The sequence below is a fragment of the Pseudomonas sp. NFACC42-2 genome, from assembly GCF_900116055.1.
Classification (GTDB): domain Bacteria; phylum Pseudomonadota; class Gammaproteobacteria; order Pseudomonadales; family Pseudomonadaceae; genus Aquipseudomonas; species Aquipseudomonas marginalis.
Map to the genome: position 1 here is coordinate 583,832 of NZ_FOZO01000003.1, position 14,932 is coordinate 598,763.

General features: G+C 61.8%; 13 protein-coding genes. 6 read left to right on the top strand and 7 right to left on the bottom strand.

Going from position 1 to position 14,932, the window contains the following annotated elements; genetic code table 11:
* Position 1: 1 nt before the first annotated feature.
* Entirely contained in the window at positions 2 to 1,159 is a 1,158-nt protein-coding gene (locus BM416_RS10015) for a phospholipase D-like domain-containing protein (RefSeq protein WP_092487794.1), read from the top strand.
* Between the two features lie 63 nt (positions 1,160 to 1,222).
* On the opposite strand, the gene bglX is transcribed toward BM416_RS10015, so the two are convergent.
* Positions 1,223 to 3,514, bottom strand: a complete 2,292-nt coding sequence (bglX, locus tag BM416_RS10020; RefSeq protein WP_092487797.1) for a beta-glucosidase BglX — start codon at positions 3,512 to 3,514, stop codon at positions 1,223 to 1,225.
* Between the two features lie 238 nt (positions 3,515 to 3,752).
* On the opposite strand from bglX, the gene BM416_RS10025 reads away from it, so the two are divergent.
* From BM416_RS10025 to BM416_RS10040, 4 genes are all read left to right on the top strand, one after another.
* Complete coding sequence (locus BM416_RS10025; protein ID WP_065928260.1) at positions 3,753 to 4,364, top strand: LemA family protein; 612 nt, start codon at positions 3,753 to 3,755, stop codon at positions 4,362 to 4,364.
* Between the two features lie 18 nt (positions 4,365 to 4,382).
* A complete protein-coding gene (locus BM416_RS30985; protein WP_092487800.1) occupies positions 4,383 to 5,111 on the top strand; it encodes a TPM domain-containing protein in 729 nt (242 codons plus the stop codon).
* 28 nt (positions 5,112 to 5,139) lie between these two features.
* Positions 5,140 to 5,757 carry a TPM domain-containing protein gene (locus BM416_RS10035; protein ID WP_092487803.1) on the top strand — a complete coding sequence of 206 codons (618 nt, stop codon included), beginning with the start codon at positions 5,140 to 5,142 and terminating at the stop codon, positions 5,755 to 5,757.
* 207 nt (positions 5,758 to 5,964) lie between these two features.
* Entirely contained in the window at positions 5,965 to 7,182 is a 1,218-nt protein-coding gene (locus BM416_RS10040; protein WP_092487806.1) for a class I SAM-dependent methyltransferase, read from the top strand.
* A gap of 5 nt (positions 7,183 to 7,187) precedes the next feature.
* Here the strand turns inward: BM416_RS10040 and BM416_RS10045 are convergent, their stop codons facing one another.
* The 6 genes from BM416_RS10045 to BM416_RS10070 form a co-directional block, all read right to left on the bottom strand.
* Positions 7,188 to 8,081: a DMT family transporter gene (locus tag BM416_RS10045; RefSeq protein WP_092487809.1), complete on the bottom strand. Its 894-nt coding sequence runs from the start codon at positions 8,079 to 8,081 to the stop codon at positions 7,188 to 7,190.
* 102 nt (positions 8,082 to 8,183) lie between these two features.
* Positions 8,184 to 10,742 carry a TonB-dependent receptor gene (locus tag BM416_RS10050; protein WP_092487812.1) on the bottom strand — a complete coding sequence of 853 codons (2,559 nt, stop codon included), beginning with the start codon at positions 10,740 to 10,742 and terminating at the stop codon, positions 8,184 to 8,186.
* 128 nt (positions 10,743 to 10,870) lie between these two features.
* The gene (locus BM416_RS10055; RefSeq protein WP_027604373.1) at positions 10,871 to 11,839 is read right to left on the bottom strand and encodes a FecR family protein; all 969 of its coding nucleotides are present in this window, start codon (positions 11,837 to 11,839) and stop codon (positions 10,871 to 10,873) included.
* Positions 11,836 to 12,375: an RNA polymerase sigma factor gene (locus tag BM416_RS10060; protein WP_027604372.1), complete on the bottom strand. Its 540-nt coding sequence runs from the start codon at positions 12,373 to 12,375 to the stop codon at positions 11,836 to 11,838. Before BM416_RS10060 ends, BM416_RS10055 begins: the two co-directional genes overlap by 4 nt.
* A 137-nt stretch (positions 12,376 to 12,512) precedes the next feature.
* A complete protein-coding gene (locus BM416_RS10065) occupies positions 12,513 to 13,385 on the bottom strand; it encodes a dihydrodipicolinate synthase family protein (protein ID WP_065938852.1) in 873 nt (290 codons plus the stop codon).
* A gap of 28 nt (positions 13,386 to 13,413) precedes the next feature.
* Entirely contained in the window at positions 13,414 to 14,196 is a 783-nt protein-coding gene (locus tag BM416_RS10070; RefSeq protein WP_027604370.1) for an aldolase, read from the bottom strand.
* Positions 14,197 to 14,354: 158 nt separating this feature from the next.
* Between BM416_RS10070 and BM416_RS10075 the strand changes: the two genes are divergently transcribed.
* Complete coding sequence (locus BM416_RS10075; RefSeq protein WP_027604369.1) at positions 14,355 to 14,882, top strand: helix-turn-helix domain-containing protein; 528 nt, start codon at positions 14,355 to 14,357, stop codon at positions 14,880 to 14,882.
* Positions 14,883 to 14,932 lie beyond the last annotated feature (50 nt).

Genomic DNA, 14,932 nt, shown 5'->3' on the forward strand with positions numbered 1-14,932 from the left:
CATGAGCGGCGCAGTGTTCCCGTGGCGCAGCGCCAACCGTTTCGAGTTGTTGATCGACGGCCCGCAATTTTTTCCGCAGATGCTGGTGGGCATTGCCCGGGCCGAGCGGCAAGTAGAGTTGGAATTGTATTTGGTGGAGGCTGGAGCCTGCGCCGAAGCGATGGTGCAAGCATTGGTGCTCGCGGCCGAGCGCGGCGTGCGGGTGCGTTGTCTGTTTGATGATTATGGCAGTCTGGCCTTTACCCTCGGGCTGCGCAAACGACTGACGGACGCTGGTGTGGAGCTGCGTTTCTACAATCGCCTCAGCTGGCGCCGCTGGATGCGCAACCTGTACCGCGACCACCGCAAGCTGTTGCTGATCGACCAGGAAACCGCCGTGGTCGGCGGCACGGGGGTCACCGATGAGTTCTGGACGCCGGGGCAAGACACCGCCGACTGGCATGAAGTGATGGTGCAGATCCGCGGCCCGCTGGTGCTGGACTGGCAGGCGCTGTTCGAACGGCAATGGCACGCCAATGTCGCGCGCCGGGCGTGGAAGCCCGCCACCCATTTCGGGTTGCCGCGTTTGCCCAAGGTGCCGGCGACGGGGCCAGGCCTGGGCCGAGTGGCCTATGCAGACGCCCGACAGCACCGCGATATCCTGCAATCGCTGATCCGCGCGCTGAACAGCAGCCAGCAACGTATCTGGTTTGCCACGCCATATTTTTTGCCCACCTGGGGCGTGCGCCGCGCATTGCGTCGGGCCGCAGGGCGTGGGGTGGATGTGCGTTTGCTGCTCACCGGCCCGCGCACCGATCACCCGTCCGTGCGCTACGCCGGGCATCGTTATTACCCGCGCTTGCTGCGCTCAGGCGTGCAGATATTTGAGTACCAGCCGTGTTTTTTGCATCTGAAGATGGCGCTGGTGGACGATTGGGTGAGTATCGGCTCGTGCAACTTCGATCACTGGAATCTGCGCTTCAACCTGGAAGCCAACCTGGAAGCGTTGGACCCTGGGCTGACGCAGGCGGTGGCGGCGAGCTTTACCGCGGATTTTGCCCAGAGCCTGGTGGTCAGCCTGGAAGCGTGGAAGGCGCGGCCGTTGTGGCGGCGGGTGAAGCAGCGGGTATGGGGGTGGATTGATCGGTTGGTGGTGAACCTGCTGGATCGACGCGGCTAGCAAGAGCACTGAGGTCAAATGTGGGAGGGGCCTTGCTCCCACATTTTTTGACCGCGTCAGGCGTTAGAGCAGTTCGAAGGTCTGCTGCTGCACATCCTGGGAATCCAGCCCGATCTGCACATTGAACTCACCCGGTTCGGCGGCGAACTTGAGCTGGGTGTTGTAGAACTTCAAGTCTTCCTCGGTGATGGTGAAGTGCAAGGTGCGCTCTTCGCCAGCCTTGAGCATGACCTTCTGGAAGTCCTTCAGCTCCTTGATCGGACGGATCATCGAACCCGCCACGTCCTGGATATACAACTGCACCACGGTTTCGCCATCGACCTTGCCGGTGTTCTGCACCGTGACGCTGGCGTCGAGCTTGCCGGTCTTGTTCAGGGTGGTGGACGACAGCGCCATGTCCGACAGGCTGAACGTGGTGTAGCTCAGGCCATAGCCAAACGGGAACAGCGGCCCGGTGGTGTCATCGAAGTACTGTGAGGTGTAGTTGCCCGGCTTGCCCGGGGTGAATGGCCGGCCGATGGTCAGGTGGTTGTAGTAGGTCGGAATCTGCCCCACGGAGCGTGGGAAGGTGATCGGCAGCTTGCCCGATGGGTTGTAGTCACCGAACAGCACGTCGGCGATGGCGTTGCCGCCTTCGGTACCGGCGAACCAGGTTTCCAGGATCGCGTCGGCTTGTTGTTTCTCTTCCAGGATCGACAGCGGGCGGCCGTTCATCAGTACCAGCACCAGCGGTTTGCCGGTGGCTTTCAGGGCCTTGATCAGGTCGCGCTGGCTTTGCGGGATATTCAGGTCGGTGCGGCTGGAGGATTCGTGGGACATGCCACGGGATTCACCCACGGCGGCCACCACCACGTCGGCATCCTTGGCGGCCTTGACCGCTTCATCGATCATCACCTGGGCCGGGCGGGTGTCATCCACCACTTCCGGGGCATCGAAGTTGAGGAAGTTGAGGTAGTCGACCACCGCCTTGTCGTTGGTGATGTTGGCGCCACGGGCGTAGATGATCTTGCCTTTTTCGCCGATGACCGCGTTCATGCCGTCAAGCAGCGTGACCGATTGTTCCGGCTTGCCGGCCGCCGCCCAACTGCCCATCATGTCGATCGGCGCCTTGGCCAGTGGGCCCACGAGCGCGATGGTCGCGGACTTTTTCAGCGGCAGGGCGTCGTTCTGGTTCTTCAGCAGCACCAGGCTGCGGCGCGCCACATCACGGGCCTCGGCACGGTGCAGACGGCTTTCGGCGTAAGTGTCGGCCGGGTCATCCTCGGCCTTGCCGATGCGCAGGTACGGGTCTTTGAACAGGCCCATGTCGTATTTGGCGCCGAGCACTTCACGCACGGCATTGTCGATGTCGCTCTGTTCGATCTCGCCGGACTTGAGCAACCCCGGCAGTTCCTTGCCGTACAACGAGTCGTTCATGCTCATGTCGATGCCGGCCTTGATCGCCAGCTTGGCGGCTTCGCGCCCGTCCTTGGCCACGCCGTGCTTGATCAGCTCGAAGATCGCGCCGTGGTCGCTGACGGCCAGGCCCTTGAAGCCCCAGTCCTTGCGCAGCAGGTCGTTCATCAGCCAGGTGTTGGCGGTGGCGGGCACGCCGTTGATCGAGTTCAGCGCCACCATCACGCCGCCGGAACCGGCCTTGATCGCCGCGTGGTACGGCGGCAGGTAGTCCTGGTACATCTTGACCGGGCTCATGTCGACCACGTTGTAGTCACGTCCGCCTTCCACTGCGCCGTACAGGGCGAAGTGCTTGACGCTGGCCATGATGCTGTCGGCATTCGCGGGGCTGGCGCCCTGGAAGGCCTTGACCATTACCTCGGCAATGCGCGAGACCAGATAGGTGTCTTCACCGAAGCCTTCGGACGTGCGACCCCAGCGCGGGTCGCGGGAGATATCGACCATCGGTGCAAAGGTGATGTCGAGGCTGTCGGCGGCGGCTTCCCGGGCGGCGATGCGTCCGGAGCGGCCGATGGCGTCCATGTCCCAGCTGGAGGCCAGGGCCAGGCTGATCGGGAAGATCGTGCGGTGGCCGTGGATCACGTCATAGGCGAAGAACATCGGGATCTTCAAGCGGCTGCGCATGGCCGCGTCCTGCATCGGACGGTTTTCCGGGCGGGTGATGGAGTTGAACGTGCCACCGATGCGGCCGGCGGCGATTTCCTTGCGGATCAGCTCACGGGGCATTTCCGGGCCGATGCTGATCAGGCGCAACTGGCCGATTTTTTCATCCAGGGTCATCTGCTTGAGCAGGTCGCTGACGAAAGCGTCCTTGTCCTTAAGCGCAGCAGGCTTTGTTTCTGCCCAGACGGGGTGGGTGGCCAGCGTGGCAACAAGGCCGAGCAAACACAGCTTCTTCATGAATATCCTTTTTCGGCTCACTGCACAGCGCTTGGGCTGATCGGCCAAAATGTGGGGAGCGTCTATTGTTGTTCGGGTGTTGTTCAGATAAATGCAGCACACTCTGAACTCTTTATCGCGCTGGGCATCTTTGTAGCTGATTGGCTCGATGCATTCCAGTGGTGGCGGATTATGCCCCAAGCGTGTGGTTTTTAGGGTTAGTCGTCATATTCCATCCAGTTTGGGCAGGAGAAACACCATGCAAGCAGCACAACATTCCCGCTGGGGCCTCAAGGCCGCGGCTTTGCTATTGATCAGCACAGTATTGAGCGGCTGCGGCATCAATAACATCCCGACCCTGGACGAACAGGCCAAGGCGGCCTGGGGCCAGGTGCAGAACCAGTACCAGCGCCGCGCCGACCTGATCCCCAACCTGGTGGAAGTGGTCAAGGGTTACGCGGCCCATGAGCAGGACACCCTGACCGCCGTGATCGAGGCGCGGGCCAAGGCCACCTCGATCCAGGTGGATGCCAGCACCCTGGACAACCCGGAAAAACTCAAGCAGTTCCAGCAGGCCCAGGACGGTTTGAGCGGTGCCCTCAGCCGCTTGATGGTGGTCTCCGAGCGCTACCCGGACCTGAAGGCCAACCAGAACTTCCTGGCCCTGCAATCCCAGCTCGAGGGCACCGAAAACCGCATCGCCGTGGCCCGTCGCGATTTCATCCAGGCCGTGCAGGCGTACAACACCGAGATCCGCACTTTCCCTGGTCGCCTGTGGCACAGCGTGATGTACAGCGACCTGCCGATCCGCGCCACCTTTGAAGCCACCAGTGCCGATGCCGATAAAGCGCCGCAGGTGAAGTTCAAATAAGGCTGCACTGAGGTGTCGATGCGTTTATTACGGATAGGCCTGGCGCTATGGATGCTGGCCTGCGTGGGTGTGGCCCAGGCGGCGCTGACGTTCCCGGCGTTGAGCGGGCGGGTGGTGGACACCGCCCAGATGATCGACCCGGCCACGCGCGAGCACATCACCCAGCAGTTGCAGGCGCTGGAGCAGACCCGTGGCGACCAGATCGTGGTGGTCACGGTGCCCGACCTGCAGGGCGTGCCCATCGAGGACTACGGTTACCAGTTGGGTCGCCAGTGGGGCATCGGCCAGAAGGGCAAGGATAACGGCGCGTTGCTGATTGTCGCCCGTGACGAGCGCACGTTGCGCATCGAGGTCGGCTATGGCCTTGAAGGGGTGCTTACCGATGCGCAGGCCTGGGTGATCATCAACCAGGTGATTGCGCCCAAGTTCAAGGCCGGCAATTTCAGCCAGGGCATCAGCGACGGCGTGGCGGCGATGGTGCAGGTGGTCGGCGGCGAACCGCTGGCGGTGCCGGCGCATGTGGCGGATGCCAACTTTGCCAAGGATAATCCCGGCTTTTCCATCGGCCTGTTCATCCTGCTGATCGGCGTGTTGTGGCTGTGCAATCGCATGGGCCTGCCGGTGGGCGCGATCCTTTTGGCGATCCTCGGCAGCAGTGGACGCGGCGGCGGTGGCGGGGGAGGTGGCGGCGGTTTCCGAGGCGGCGGTGGTGGCTTCGGCGGCGGCGGCGCGTCGGGCGGCTGGTAATGACAATAACTAGAGAGCAACTACAACCATGGCATTACTGACTGAACACGAGCAGCGCCAAGTCGCCGAAGCGATTGCCCGGGTCGAAAAAAACACCGACGCCGAACTGGTCACCGTGCTGGCGGCCCGCGCCGACGATTACGCCTACATCCCCCTGCTGTGGGCCAGCCTGATCGCCTTGGTGGTACCGGGCGTGGTGCATTACCTGTCGGGCTACCTGACCATGTACACCTTGCTGTTGGCGCAGTGGGTGACGTTCATCGTGTTGTGCCTGCTGTTTCGCCTGCCCAAGGTAACCACCCGCCTGATCCCGCGCTCGGTGCGCCATTGGCGCGCCTCCAACCTCGCGCGCCGGCAGTTCCTGGAGCAGAACCTGCACCACACCCTGGGCAGCACCGGGGTGCTGATTTTTGTCAGCGAGGCGGAGCGTTATGTGGAAATCCTGGTGGACGACGGTATCTCCAGCCGCCTGGATGACAGTCATTGGGATGGGATCGTCAAGGCGTTTACCCAGCAGGTGAAACAGGGGCAGACGCTGGCTGGGTTTATTGCCTGCATTGAGGCGTGTGGCGAATTGCTCAAGGTGCATGTGCCGGTGACTCAGACACGTAATGAACTTCCCAACCGCCTGGTCGTACTCGAATAGCCCCAACACCACTGAACCAATGTGGGAGGGGGCTTGCCCCCGATGGCAGTGTGTCAGCCAATCAATCCAGTGACTGACACTCAGCTATCGGGGGCAAGCCCCCTCCCACATTTGAATCTGCGCTGACCACTGGTCAAATAACCCCGTGCCCTAAACCCCCATCCCCCCTAAAATGCCCGGCATTCCCTGCCCGAGGCGTTTTTGTTCATGTCCGTTACCGCTCAACCTGCCAGCCCCGCGCCGGATCATCACGCCCAGTTCATCGAACTGTTGAGCACAAGCCTTGCGCAGAACGCCTTTATCAAGCTGGTGCTGGCCAAATACGTCGGTGACGAAGCCGAGTTGCAGCGGCTGATCGTCAAGGCAGTGACGGTCAAGGAGCAGCCGTGCCTGTCCTTCGTCTACCGCTACAAGACCCGCGACATCACCAAGAACTTGCCGCTGGCCGACGGCGTGGCGGCGATTGCCGCGTTGCTGCCGGGCTCGTTCAAGAACGCGCACCTGCTGTCGCTGACCGACGAAGCCCAGTTGGAATACAGCAAGAAGAACAAAAGCTCGCTGTTCAGGAGCAAGCCTCAGCAACTGCGCGAGGCGCCATCGGTCGAGCATAACCGTGAGAAGCATCGCTTCCTCGACCTGAGCCGGCCGTTCCTCGCCGACCTAGGCGTGACCGACGCCAGGCAGGCGTTGATCCCGTCGATGTCGCGCAAGTGGAAGCAGATCAACAAGTTCATCGAAGTGTTCAGCCATGCGCTGACCTCCTCACCGCTGAAGCTGGACCAACCGGTGCGCGTCGCCGATTTTGGTTCGGGCAAGGGCTACCTCACGTTTGCGATTCACGACTACCTGCGCAACACCCTCAAGGCCGAAGGCGAAGTCACCGGCGTCGAGTTGCGCGAAGACATGGTGACCCTGTGCAACACCGCCGCCGCTCGCCTGGAACACCCGGGGCTGGTGTTCAAGTGCGGCGACGTACGCAGCGTGGCGCCCAGCCAGCTGGACGTGATGATCGCCCTGCATGCCTGCGACATCGCCACCGATTACGCGATCCACACCGGCATCCGCTCCGGCGCATCGATCATCATGTGCTCACCGTGCTGCCATAAGCAGATTCGCCTGCAGATCCAGAGCCCGGCGCTGCTCAAGCCGATGCTGCAATACGGCCTGCACCTGGGCCAGCAGGCGGAAATGGTCACCGACAGCTTGCGTGCGTTGTTCCTCGAAGTGTGCGGCTACGAGACCAAGGTGTTCGAATTCATTTCCCTGGAACACACCAACAAGAACAAGATGATCCTGGCGGTCAAGCGTGCGGAGCCGGTGGACAACGCGCAGTTGCTGGAGAGAATCCAGGAGTTGAAGGCGTTCTACCACATCACCGAACACTGCCTGGAAACCCTGCTGCGCGCGGATGGCTACCTTAAATAGGGGGCTCACGCCGACTTAGCGATCGGCGCAGCCTGCACCGCGGTCTTGCGCCCGAGCATTACCGTGACGATGACCCCACAGGCAAACACCCAGGTAATCGGCTCGATATGTTCACCAAAGAACAGCGCCGAAAACGCGATGGTGAAGAAGATCTGCAACAGCTGAATCTGGCTGACCCGCGCAATGCCGCCCATGGCCAACCCCGCGTACCAGGCGAAGAAGCCCAGGAACTGCGAGAACAGCGACACATAACCAAAGGCCCACCAGGCGCGCATCGAGACCGCGCCTTGGTGCTGCGCCGCCAGGTACCACACCGGGCCGATCAACACCGGCGTGGACAGCACCAGCGCCCAGCAGATCACCTGCCAGCCGCCCATCTCCTTGGCCAACCGGCCGCCTTCGGCATAGCCCAGGCCACCCACGGCTATTGCGCCGAGCATCAATAAATCGCCGGCCTGGATACTGCCGGCGCCGGTGATCAATGCATAACTCAACACCAACCCGCTGCCCAGCGCCGCGCAGGCCCAGAAGGCTTTCGACGGCCGCTCATGGGACAGCCACGCCGCATACAGGGCCACGCACAGCGGTTGCAGGCCATTGACCAGTGCGCCATGGGACGCAGGCAAGGTTTGCATGGCCCACGCCGACAGCACCGGGAAGCCCAGAATCACCCCCGCAATGACCAGGCACAAACCCCGCACCTGGCGCCAGGTCGGCCAGCGCTCACGGCGCCACAGCAACAGCGCCGCCGCCGGGACCGCCGCAAACAAGGCACGGCCCAGGCCGTTGAGCAGCGGGTGGATCTCCTGCACCACGATACGGGTGAAGGGCAGGGTCAGGCTGAAGATGATGACACCCAGCAGGCCGAGGGCCATGCCGGTGTTTTCGCGCGAGCTCATGGGCAGGATCCGAAATCCAGAGGGCTTCAAGGGAAGCCCATCTAGCCACAACCCCCGCCGATTGCGGGCCTACAGCTGAGTGCGGATTTATCCGTACAGTTTTCAGAAGAAGCGCGTGATGCTGATCTTGGCGTCGCGCCCCTTGGTGTAGGCACGGTCGCCGCTCAGGGCCGGACGGAAGTTGTTGTTGAACATATTGTCCAGGGTGAAGTTGACCTCAGTGCCCTTGAGGTACGCCTGCTGCGGCTTCCATTTGGCGAACAGGCCCTGGGTGTTGTAGCGCTTGTTGCCATACTGGTCGTAGAACACGTCGCCGACGCTGGAGCCCGGGCCGCCCGAATATTTGTCGCTGGGCAGGCGGTCGGTGGCGCCGATGAATTGCCCCGTCCAACCGACCTGGGCATCCCAGGCCGGGATGTTGGTCCCTAACACCAGTACCCATTTGGTCGGCGGAATATCGCGTGCCGATACATCCGGCCCCCATGGGTTGGTGTAGGCCCCTTCGTGTTGGCCGGTGGCGTAGGCGTACGATACCGAGCCGAACAGGTAGGTGGAGTTATAGAACGACTCGACCTCGAAGCCCTTGATGGTCAGGCCGCCGATATTGCGATAGTTGGACATCGCCCCCGGCGGGCAGGCCGTGGAAATACTGCCGCCGTTGATAGCCTGGTTCTGGCAGCCCACACCGGTAGCCTTGAAGATTTCGTCCTCGACTTTGTTGTGGAACAGGGTCGTGCGTATTTGCAGGTTGTCATCCTGGGCGATCAGGTTATCGAAGCTGGTGATGTTACCCACGGTGATCGAGGTGATGCGCTCCGGGTCGAGGTCGACGCTGGTGGCGGTGCGGCTGCCCAGGCCTTGCACTTCGTACTGCTCGTCGATCACCGGTGCGCGCCAGGTCTGGCTCCAATTGGCAAACAGCCCGACATGGGGGGTTACCGTCCAGAACAGTGCCAGGCGCGGCGACCAGCCGGTGTAGGTCCGGTCGCTGTAGTCGTGGCCGACGGCCGGGTCGGGGTTGCTGTAGTACGGTGCATCGTTGGCCTCGCCGCGGTTGCGCACGTGGTCGTAACGCAGCGATGGGGTAACGGTCACATCCCCCAGGGTCACCGCGTCCTGGATGAAGAAGCTGTTGGTATCGACCTTGCCATGCGGCATGAAGCCCGGTTGGAAATGCCCGTAGTTGTAGCGTGGGGTGTTGTAGGTGGCGCCGGGCATCCACATCTCGGTTTCGCGGGTGTGCTTGCGAATTTGGCCGCCGAGGGTCACTGCGTGTTGCAAGGGACCTGTGTCAAACAGGCTGACGTTGCGGATGTCGAGGTTCTTGTCGGTGTAGGCCGTGTCCATCTTGCGTCCGCCGGTGGCCAGCTGGAAAAACGCCGTGGCATCGCGCTCGTCGGTCTGGTCGGTGTTGGACTGGGAGTATTTGACGGTCAGGTCCACCAGCGGGTTGTCCAGGGGCTGGTACTCATACTTGCCCGACCACGTGGTGTCGACGGTGTCGCGGTGGGCTAAAAAACGCTTGAGTGCTCCTTCGTAGCCGTAGCGATCAATGTTGGCCTGAGTCGGTGGCGTGGGGTAGCTGGCGGCGGAAAACGGTGTCCAGCGGTTGCTGTGGGACCGTGAGTAGGACAGGCCGACGCTGTGTTCATCGGTGAAGTGCGCATTGACCTTGAACAGCTTGCCGTCCACATCCTGGGCCGTATTGGGCAGGCGTTGGGGGTTGATCGGGTACTGGTTGTTCTCGTTGGGCAGCTTGGCGGCCACCTTCATGTCGTCACCGTCGCGTTTTGTCAGGTAGGCCAGCGCATCGAAACGGCCGTCGTCGGTGCGGCCATACACGGCGCTGCTGTAGACCTGTTCGTGGTCGTTGCTGGAATAACCGTACTTGAGCATCGCACCGCTGTTGCGACCGTCCTTGAGCAAATCCGGGGCATCCTTGGTGGTCATGTTCACCGTACCGCCAAAGCCGCCGTTCCCGCTGAACGGCGAGTTGGGGCCTTTCTCCACTTCGATGCTCTTGATCAACTCCGGCTCGATAAACACGGTGCCTTGCTGGTAGCGCTCGAAACCGCTTTTGGTCGCGCCATCGACGGTCAGCGGCACGTCTTCGGCATCGCCGAAGCCACGGATGTTGATGGTCTGACCGCCGGGTTTCAGTGAGCCACCCTGGCTCACGCCGGGCAGGGTCTGCAACAGGCTGGGGATGTTATTGGCCTGGTAGCGATCGATATCCGCCTGGCTCAGGGTGGAGCGGCCGACGGTGCTGGAGTCGACCTGATTGCCGGTGCCGATCACGCTCAGGGTGTCCAGCTGGATCGCGCCGCTCTGGGTGGTCTTGGCCTCTTCGGGCTTTACCACGTACGTGCTGCCGACCTTGATCAGGGTGAACGCGCCGTTTTTCAGCAGGCTGCGAATCGCCACTTCCGGTGTGAAGTCACCGTTGAGTGCAGGTGCCTGCACGTTCTTGAGCAGCTCCTCATCGAACAACAGCTGGATCTTCGCCTGCTGCGCTACTTGGCTCAGGGACGTGGCCAGCGCCTGGGCGGGCAGTTGCAAGGTGAATGACTCGGCCTGGGCGCTGAGGCTGAACGCCAGGCAGGTGGCGATAAGGGTCGGTCGAAGATACAGGTGCGAAGCGTGGCAAGGCGCGCGAAACATGGAATCCCCCGGAGCGGCCAAATGGCCAAAAAAGGTGTGCTGATCAGATACAGACCGGAGGAAGACGGGGCAGGCAAAAAAATCCACACCTGCGAATGCAAAATATTCTCAAATAAGAATTTCGCAGGTTATTTGCTCGGTTCAATCCGCACGATGCCATCGGCCGAGACCACGGTTTTCACCGGCAACAGGGCGGGCAGGGCGTTAAGCAGGGCATCCGGATCATTCACGTCCAGATTGCCCGAGACTTTCAGGTGCGCTACCGCGTTGCTGACCTGCAACGGTGCCTGCGGGCGATACAGGCTCAGTTCATCGATCAGGCTGGCCAGTTCACGGTTGCGGAACGACAAGTGCCCGCTGCGCCAATCGGCCACTTCTTCGGCCGTGAGGGTTTGCTGTTGCAAGGTGCCCTTGGCGTAGCTGTAGATGGCGCGTTGCTGGGCCCCGAGCAGAGAGACGGGGCTTGTGGCGGACGGCTCGAAAGCGACCTGGCCGTGGGCGACGCTGACCACCAGTTGCTGCTGGCTGCGGCGCACATCGAAGCCGGTGCCGACCACCCGCACACTGGCCTCGCCGGCTTGAACGAACAGCGGCCGCTCTTTGTCGGCCGCCACTTCGATATACACCTGGCCCTTGTCCAGGTGCACGATGCGCTGGTGGGCGCTGAAGTCCACGCGCAGGCGGGTGTTGGCATTCACCGACAGGGTGCTGCCATCGGGCAGGTTCAGGGTGCGCATGCCCTTGGCATGGGCCGCCACCTGGCTGTGATACAACTCGCGGGGCGCACCGATGTGAGGGGCCAATACGGCGCATAGCACGGCGGCGGCTACGGCCAGGGCCGGGCGCAATACCGATGCTTTGCGCTTGGGCAGCGCCACGGGTTTGTTCAGTTGCTGCAACTGGGCCAGGTCGGCCCACAACTGCTCGAATTCGGCATAGGCGCGGGCATGGGCGGGCGTGGCCTGCCAGGCGGCAAAGGCCTTGCGATCGGCACGGCCTGTGTCGTTCCGGTTGCGCGCAAACCAACTGGCGGCTTGGGCATCGATGGCGTCACTGGCTTCGATATCCAGGCCGTCGGTGTCGCTCAGGCGGTTCATTCTGGCTGCTCCGTGCCGGGGTCGTTTTGAAGGCGTCGCTTGCAATGCAGCAGGGCAAAAGCGATGTGCTTTTCCACCATGCTCGTCGAAATACCCATGCGCTCGGCGATCTGCGCCTGGCTCAGGCCTTCGAAGCGGTGCAGCATAAGGGCTTCTCGCCGGCGGGGCGAGAGTTCGGCGAGGACTTCTTTCAACTGTTCCAGGCGTTGCAGGCGCTGGGCGGCGGCCATGGGGTCGTTTTGCTCGTCGGTGATCGGTTCCGCGTCCCTGTCGGCCTGATCTGGGTGGACGGTCTGCCGTACCTTCTGTTTGCGCCAGTGATCACGCAGCAGGTTGCGTGCCATCTGGAACAAAAATGCCCGTGGCTGTTCGACCTTGGCCCGGTCGCGGTAGTCCAGCCACTGGGTAAAGACGTCCTGGGTCATGTCCGCCGCGTCGCTGGCGTTGTCCGTGCGTCTGCGCAGGAAATACAGAATATCTGCATAGAACCCGCGAAAGGCATCGGCCGACACCGGGTCGGGCTTGGGACGAGACATGGATATCCTTCTTGACGAAGCACGACGTGGAAAAGTCGTGAATGATATCGAGAACTATTGTCATTTGTCTCTATTTTAGACGGGCCCGGATTAAAATATGGGGAGGAGGCAAACCCCTCCCACATAAGGTCGCAGTTTTACCGCAGCAAGGTCTTCAGTTGTTCGATCCCTGCTTCACCCAATGGAAACACCGGCAAACGAGGATCGCCCGCCTCCAACCCGGTCAGGCGCAGCCCGGCCTTGATCGTCGCCGGCAACCCGCCCTTGAGGATGAACTCCAGCAAAGGCAACTGCCGATAAAACAGCTCGCGCGCCTTGTCCAGGTCATTGGCCAGCACCGCCGCATACAACGCCAGGTTCAGGTGCGGGATCAGGTTGGGCGCCGCCGTGCACCAACCCTTGGCTCCGGCCGCAAAGGCTTCCAGGGCCAGCGGGTTGCAGCCGTTGTAGAACGGCACGTCGCTGTGGCGCCGCAGTTGATGCATGCGTTGAACGTCCCCGGTGCTCTCCTTGACCATCGTCACGTTTGCCACCTGCTTGACGATACGCAGGATCAGCTCCACCGACATGTCCGTACCGCTGGTGGCCGGGTTGTTGTAGAGCATGATCGGCACGCCGATGCTGTCGCCGATCGCAGCGTAGTGGGCGAGGATTTCCGCCTCGCTGAGCTTCCAATACGAGGCCGGCAGCACCATCACCACATCCGCGCCATTGGCTTCGGCGTAGCGGGCGCGGCGCACGGCCTTGGCGGTGGTCAGGTCGGAGACGCTGACCACCGTGGGCACGCGCCGGGCGATTTTTGCCAGGCTGTAGGCGCTGACTTCGTCCCACTCGGCATCGCTCAAATACGCACCTTCACCGGTGCTGCCCAGAGGCGCGATGGCGTGCACGCCGCTGTCGATCAAACGGTCGATGGAACGACCGAGGGCGTCGAGGTCGATGCGCTGGCCGTCAGCGCTGAACGGGGTGATGGTGTAGCCGATGATGCCGTGAATCGTTGGGCTGGACATGGAAAGTCTCCGGTAGAAAAAGGTCGGGTCAGTTCAGGCAATCGGCGTGCTGGCGCAGGTTCTGCCGCACGTAGTAATTGAACGCGGCGCCGTGGCGCTTGGGTCGGGAAATCCAGGCATGGGCTTCGCGCCCCAGTTGCGGCAGGATCGGCTTGATCGCACCGGCTGCCATGGCGAGCAACTGCAACTTGGCCGCGCGTTCGATCAACTGCGCGATCACGCACGCTTCCTCGACACTCCCTCCGGTCGACAACTGGCCGTGGTGCGACAGCAGGATCGCGCGCTTGTCGCCCAGGGCCTCGGTGATGATTTCCCCCTCTTCATTGCCCACCGGCACGCCCGGCCAGGCCTCCAGGAACGCGCAGTCTTCGTACAACGGGCAGAGGTCCATGTGGGACACCTGCAACGGCACTTCCAACATCGACAGTGCAGCGATATGGGTCGGGTGCGTATGAATAATGCAATTCACATCCGCTCGCCCGCGGTACACCCAGCTGTGAAAACGGTTGGCCGGGTTGGGGATGCCGTGACCTTCCAGCACCTCAAGATCCTCGTTTACCAGCAACAGGTTGCTGGCCGTGATTTCATCAAAACCCAGGCCCAGTTGCTGGGTGTAGTAGGTGCCCTGTTCAGGCCCGCGCGCGGTGATTTGGCCGGCGAGACCGGAGTCGTGACCGTGTTCGAACAGGATTCGGCAAGTGAGCGCCAGCTTTTGCCGGACGGTCCACGTATTATCCGCCAGGGTGTTTTGCATCTGGACCAGCGCTTGCTTGACCAGTTGGTCTTTGGGGAGTGCTAATGTCTTGGCCATATCGGTGTCCTTTGGGTGGTTCAATGGACGTCGGATTTGCTGGTCTCCCGCTGCTCGCAAGGTCGTTGGGTGAGGCAAATGACACTAATGATGCTATATGACACAAAGTGTCATTATCAAGCGCAGCTTATCGCTTCTGCATGGATTAACCGCAGCACATGTCTATCCGTTTGAAATTATTGAGGAAAAAACTTGGCGTGACCTTGGAGGCCCTGGCTGAAAAGTCCGGGATGACCAAGAGTTACCTGTCCAAGGTCGAGCGTGGGCTCAACACGCCGTCGATTGCCGCTGCGCTGAAACTGGCCAAGGCGTTGAACGTGAAGGTCGAAGAACTGTTCAGCGAAGACCGTGTCAGCCTCGACAGCTACAGCCTGGTGCGCAGCCATGAGCGGCCCGACACCGCGCCGGGTTACGCAGTGCTGGCCCATCAGGTCAGTGAGCGCAGCTTGTTGCCGTTCATCATCTACCCGCCGGCGCAATTCTCCGACAAAACCTTCAAGGAGCACCTTGGAGAGGAGTTCTTGTTCGTGCATGAAGGGGCGGTGGAAGTGGATTTCATGAACGAACGGGTGATTCTGGAGCGCGGCGATGCGCTGCATTTCAATGCGCAGAAGCCGCATCGGCTGCGTTCGGTAGGGCCTGTGCAGGCGCAGCTATTGGTGGTTGTACACAGCTCGCAAGAATGACCGCGCTGACGGTTTGAAATGCGATCGGTATGGGCGGGAGCAAGTCCCGC

Bases quoted from the DNA above. Each gene is read 5' to 3' on its own strand.
- BM416_RS10015 (WP_092487794.1), top strand. From the start codon at position 2: ATGAGCGGCGCAGTGTTCCCGTGGCGCAGCGCCAACCGTTTCGAGTTG.
- bglX (WP_092487797.1), bottom strand. From the start codon at position 3,514: ATGAAGAAGCTGTGTTTGCTCGGCCTTGTTGCCACGCTGGCCACCCAC.
- BM416_RS10025 (WP_065928260.1), top strand. From the start codon at position 3,753: ATGCAAGCAGCACAACATTCCCGCTGGGGCCTCAAGGCCGCGGCTTTG.
- BM416_RS30985 (WP_092487800.1), top strand. From the start codon at position 4,383: ATGCGTTTATTACGGATAGGCCTGGCGCTATGGATGCTGGCCTGCGTG.
- BM416_RS10035 (WP_092487803.1), top strand. From the start codon at position 5,140: ATGGCATTACTGACTGAACACGAGCAGCGCCAAGTCGCCGAAGCGATT.
- BM416_RS10040 (WP_092487806.1), top strand. From the start codon at position 5,965: ATGTCCGTTACCGCTCAACCTGCCAGCCCCGCGCCGGATCATCACGCC.
- BM416_RS10045 (WP_092487809.1), bottom strand. From the start codon at position 8,081: ATGAGCTCGCGCGAAAACACCGGCATGGCCCTCGGCCTGCTGGGTGTC.
- BM416_RS10050 (WP_092487812.1), bottom strand. From the start codon at position 10,742: ATGTTTCGCGCGCCTTGCCACGCTTCGCACCTGTATCTTCGACCGACC.
- BM416_RS10055 (WP_027604373.1), bottom strand. From the start codon at position 11,839: ATGAACCGCCTGAGCGACACCGACGGCCTGGATATCGAAGCCAGTGAC.
- BM416_RS10060 (WP_027604372.1), bottom strand. From the start codon at position 12,375: ATGTCTCGTCCCAAGCCCGACCCGGTGTCGGCCGATGCCTTTCGCGGG.
- BM416_RS10065 (WP_065938852.1), bottom strand. From the start codon at position 13,385: ATGTCCAGCCCAACGATTCACGGCATCATCGGCTACACCATCACCCCG.
- BM416_RS10070 (WP_027604370.1), bottom strand. From the start codon at position 14,196: ATGGCCAAGACATTAGCACTCCCCAAAGACCAACTGGTCAAGCAAGCG.
- BM416_RS10075 (WP_027604369.1), top strand. From the start codon at position 14,355: ATGTCTATCCGTTTGAAATTATTGAGGAAAAAACTTGGCGTGACCTTG.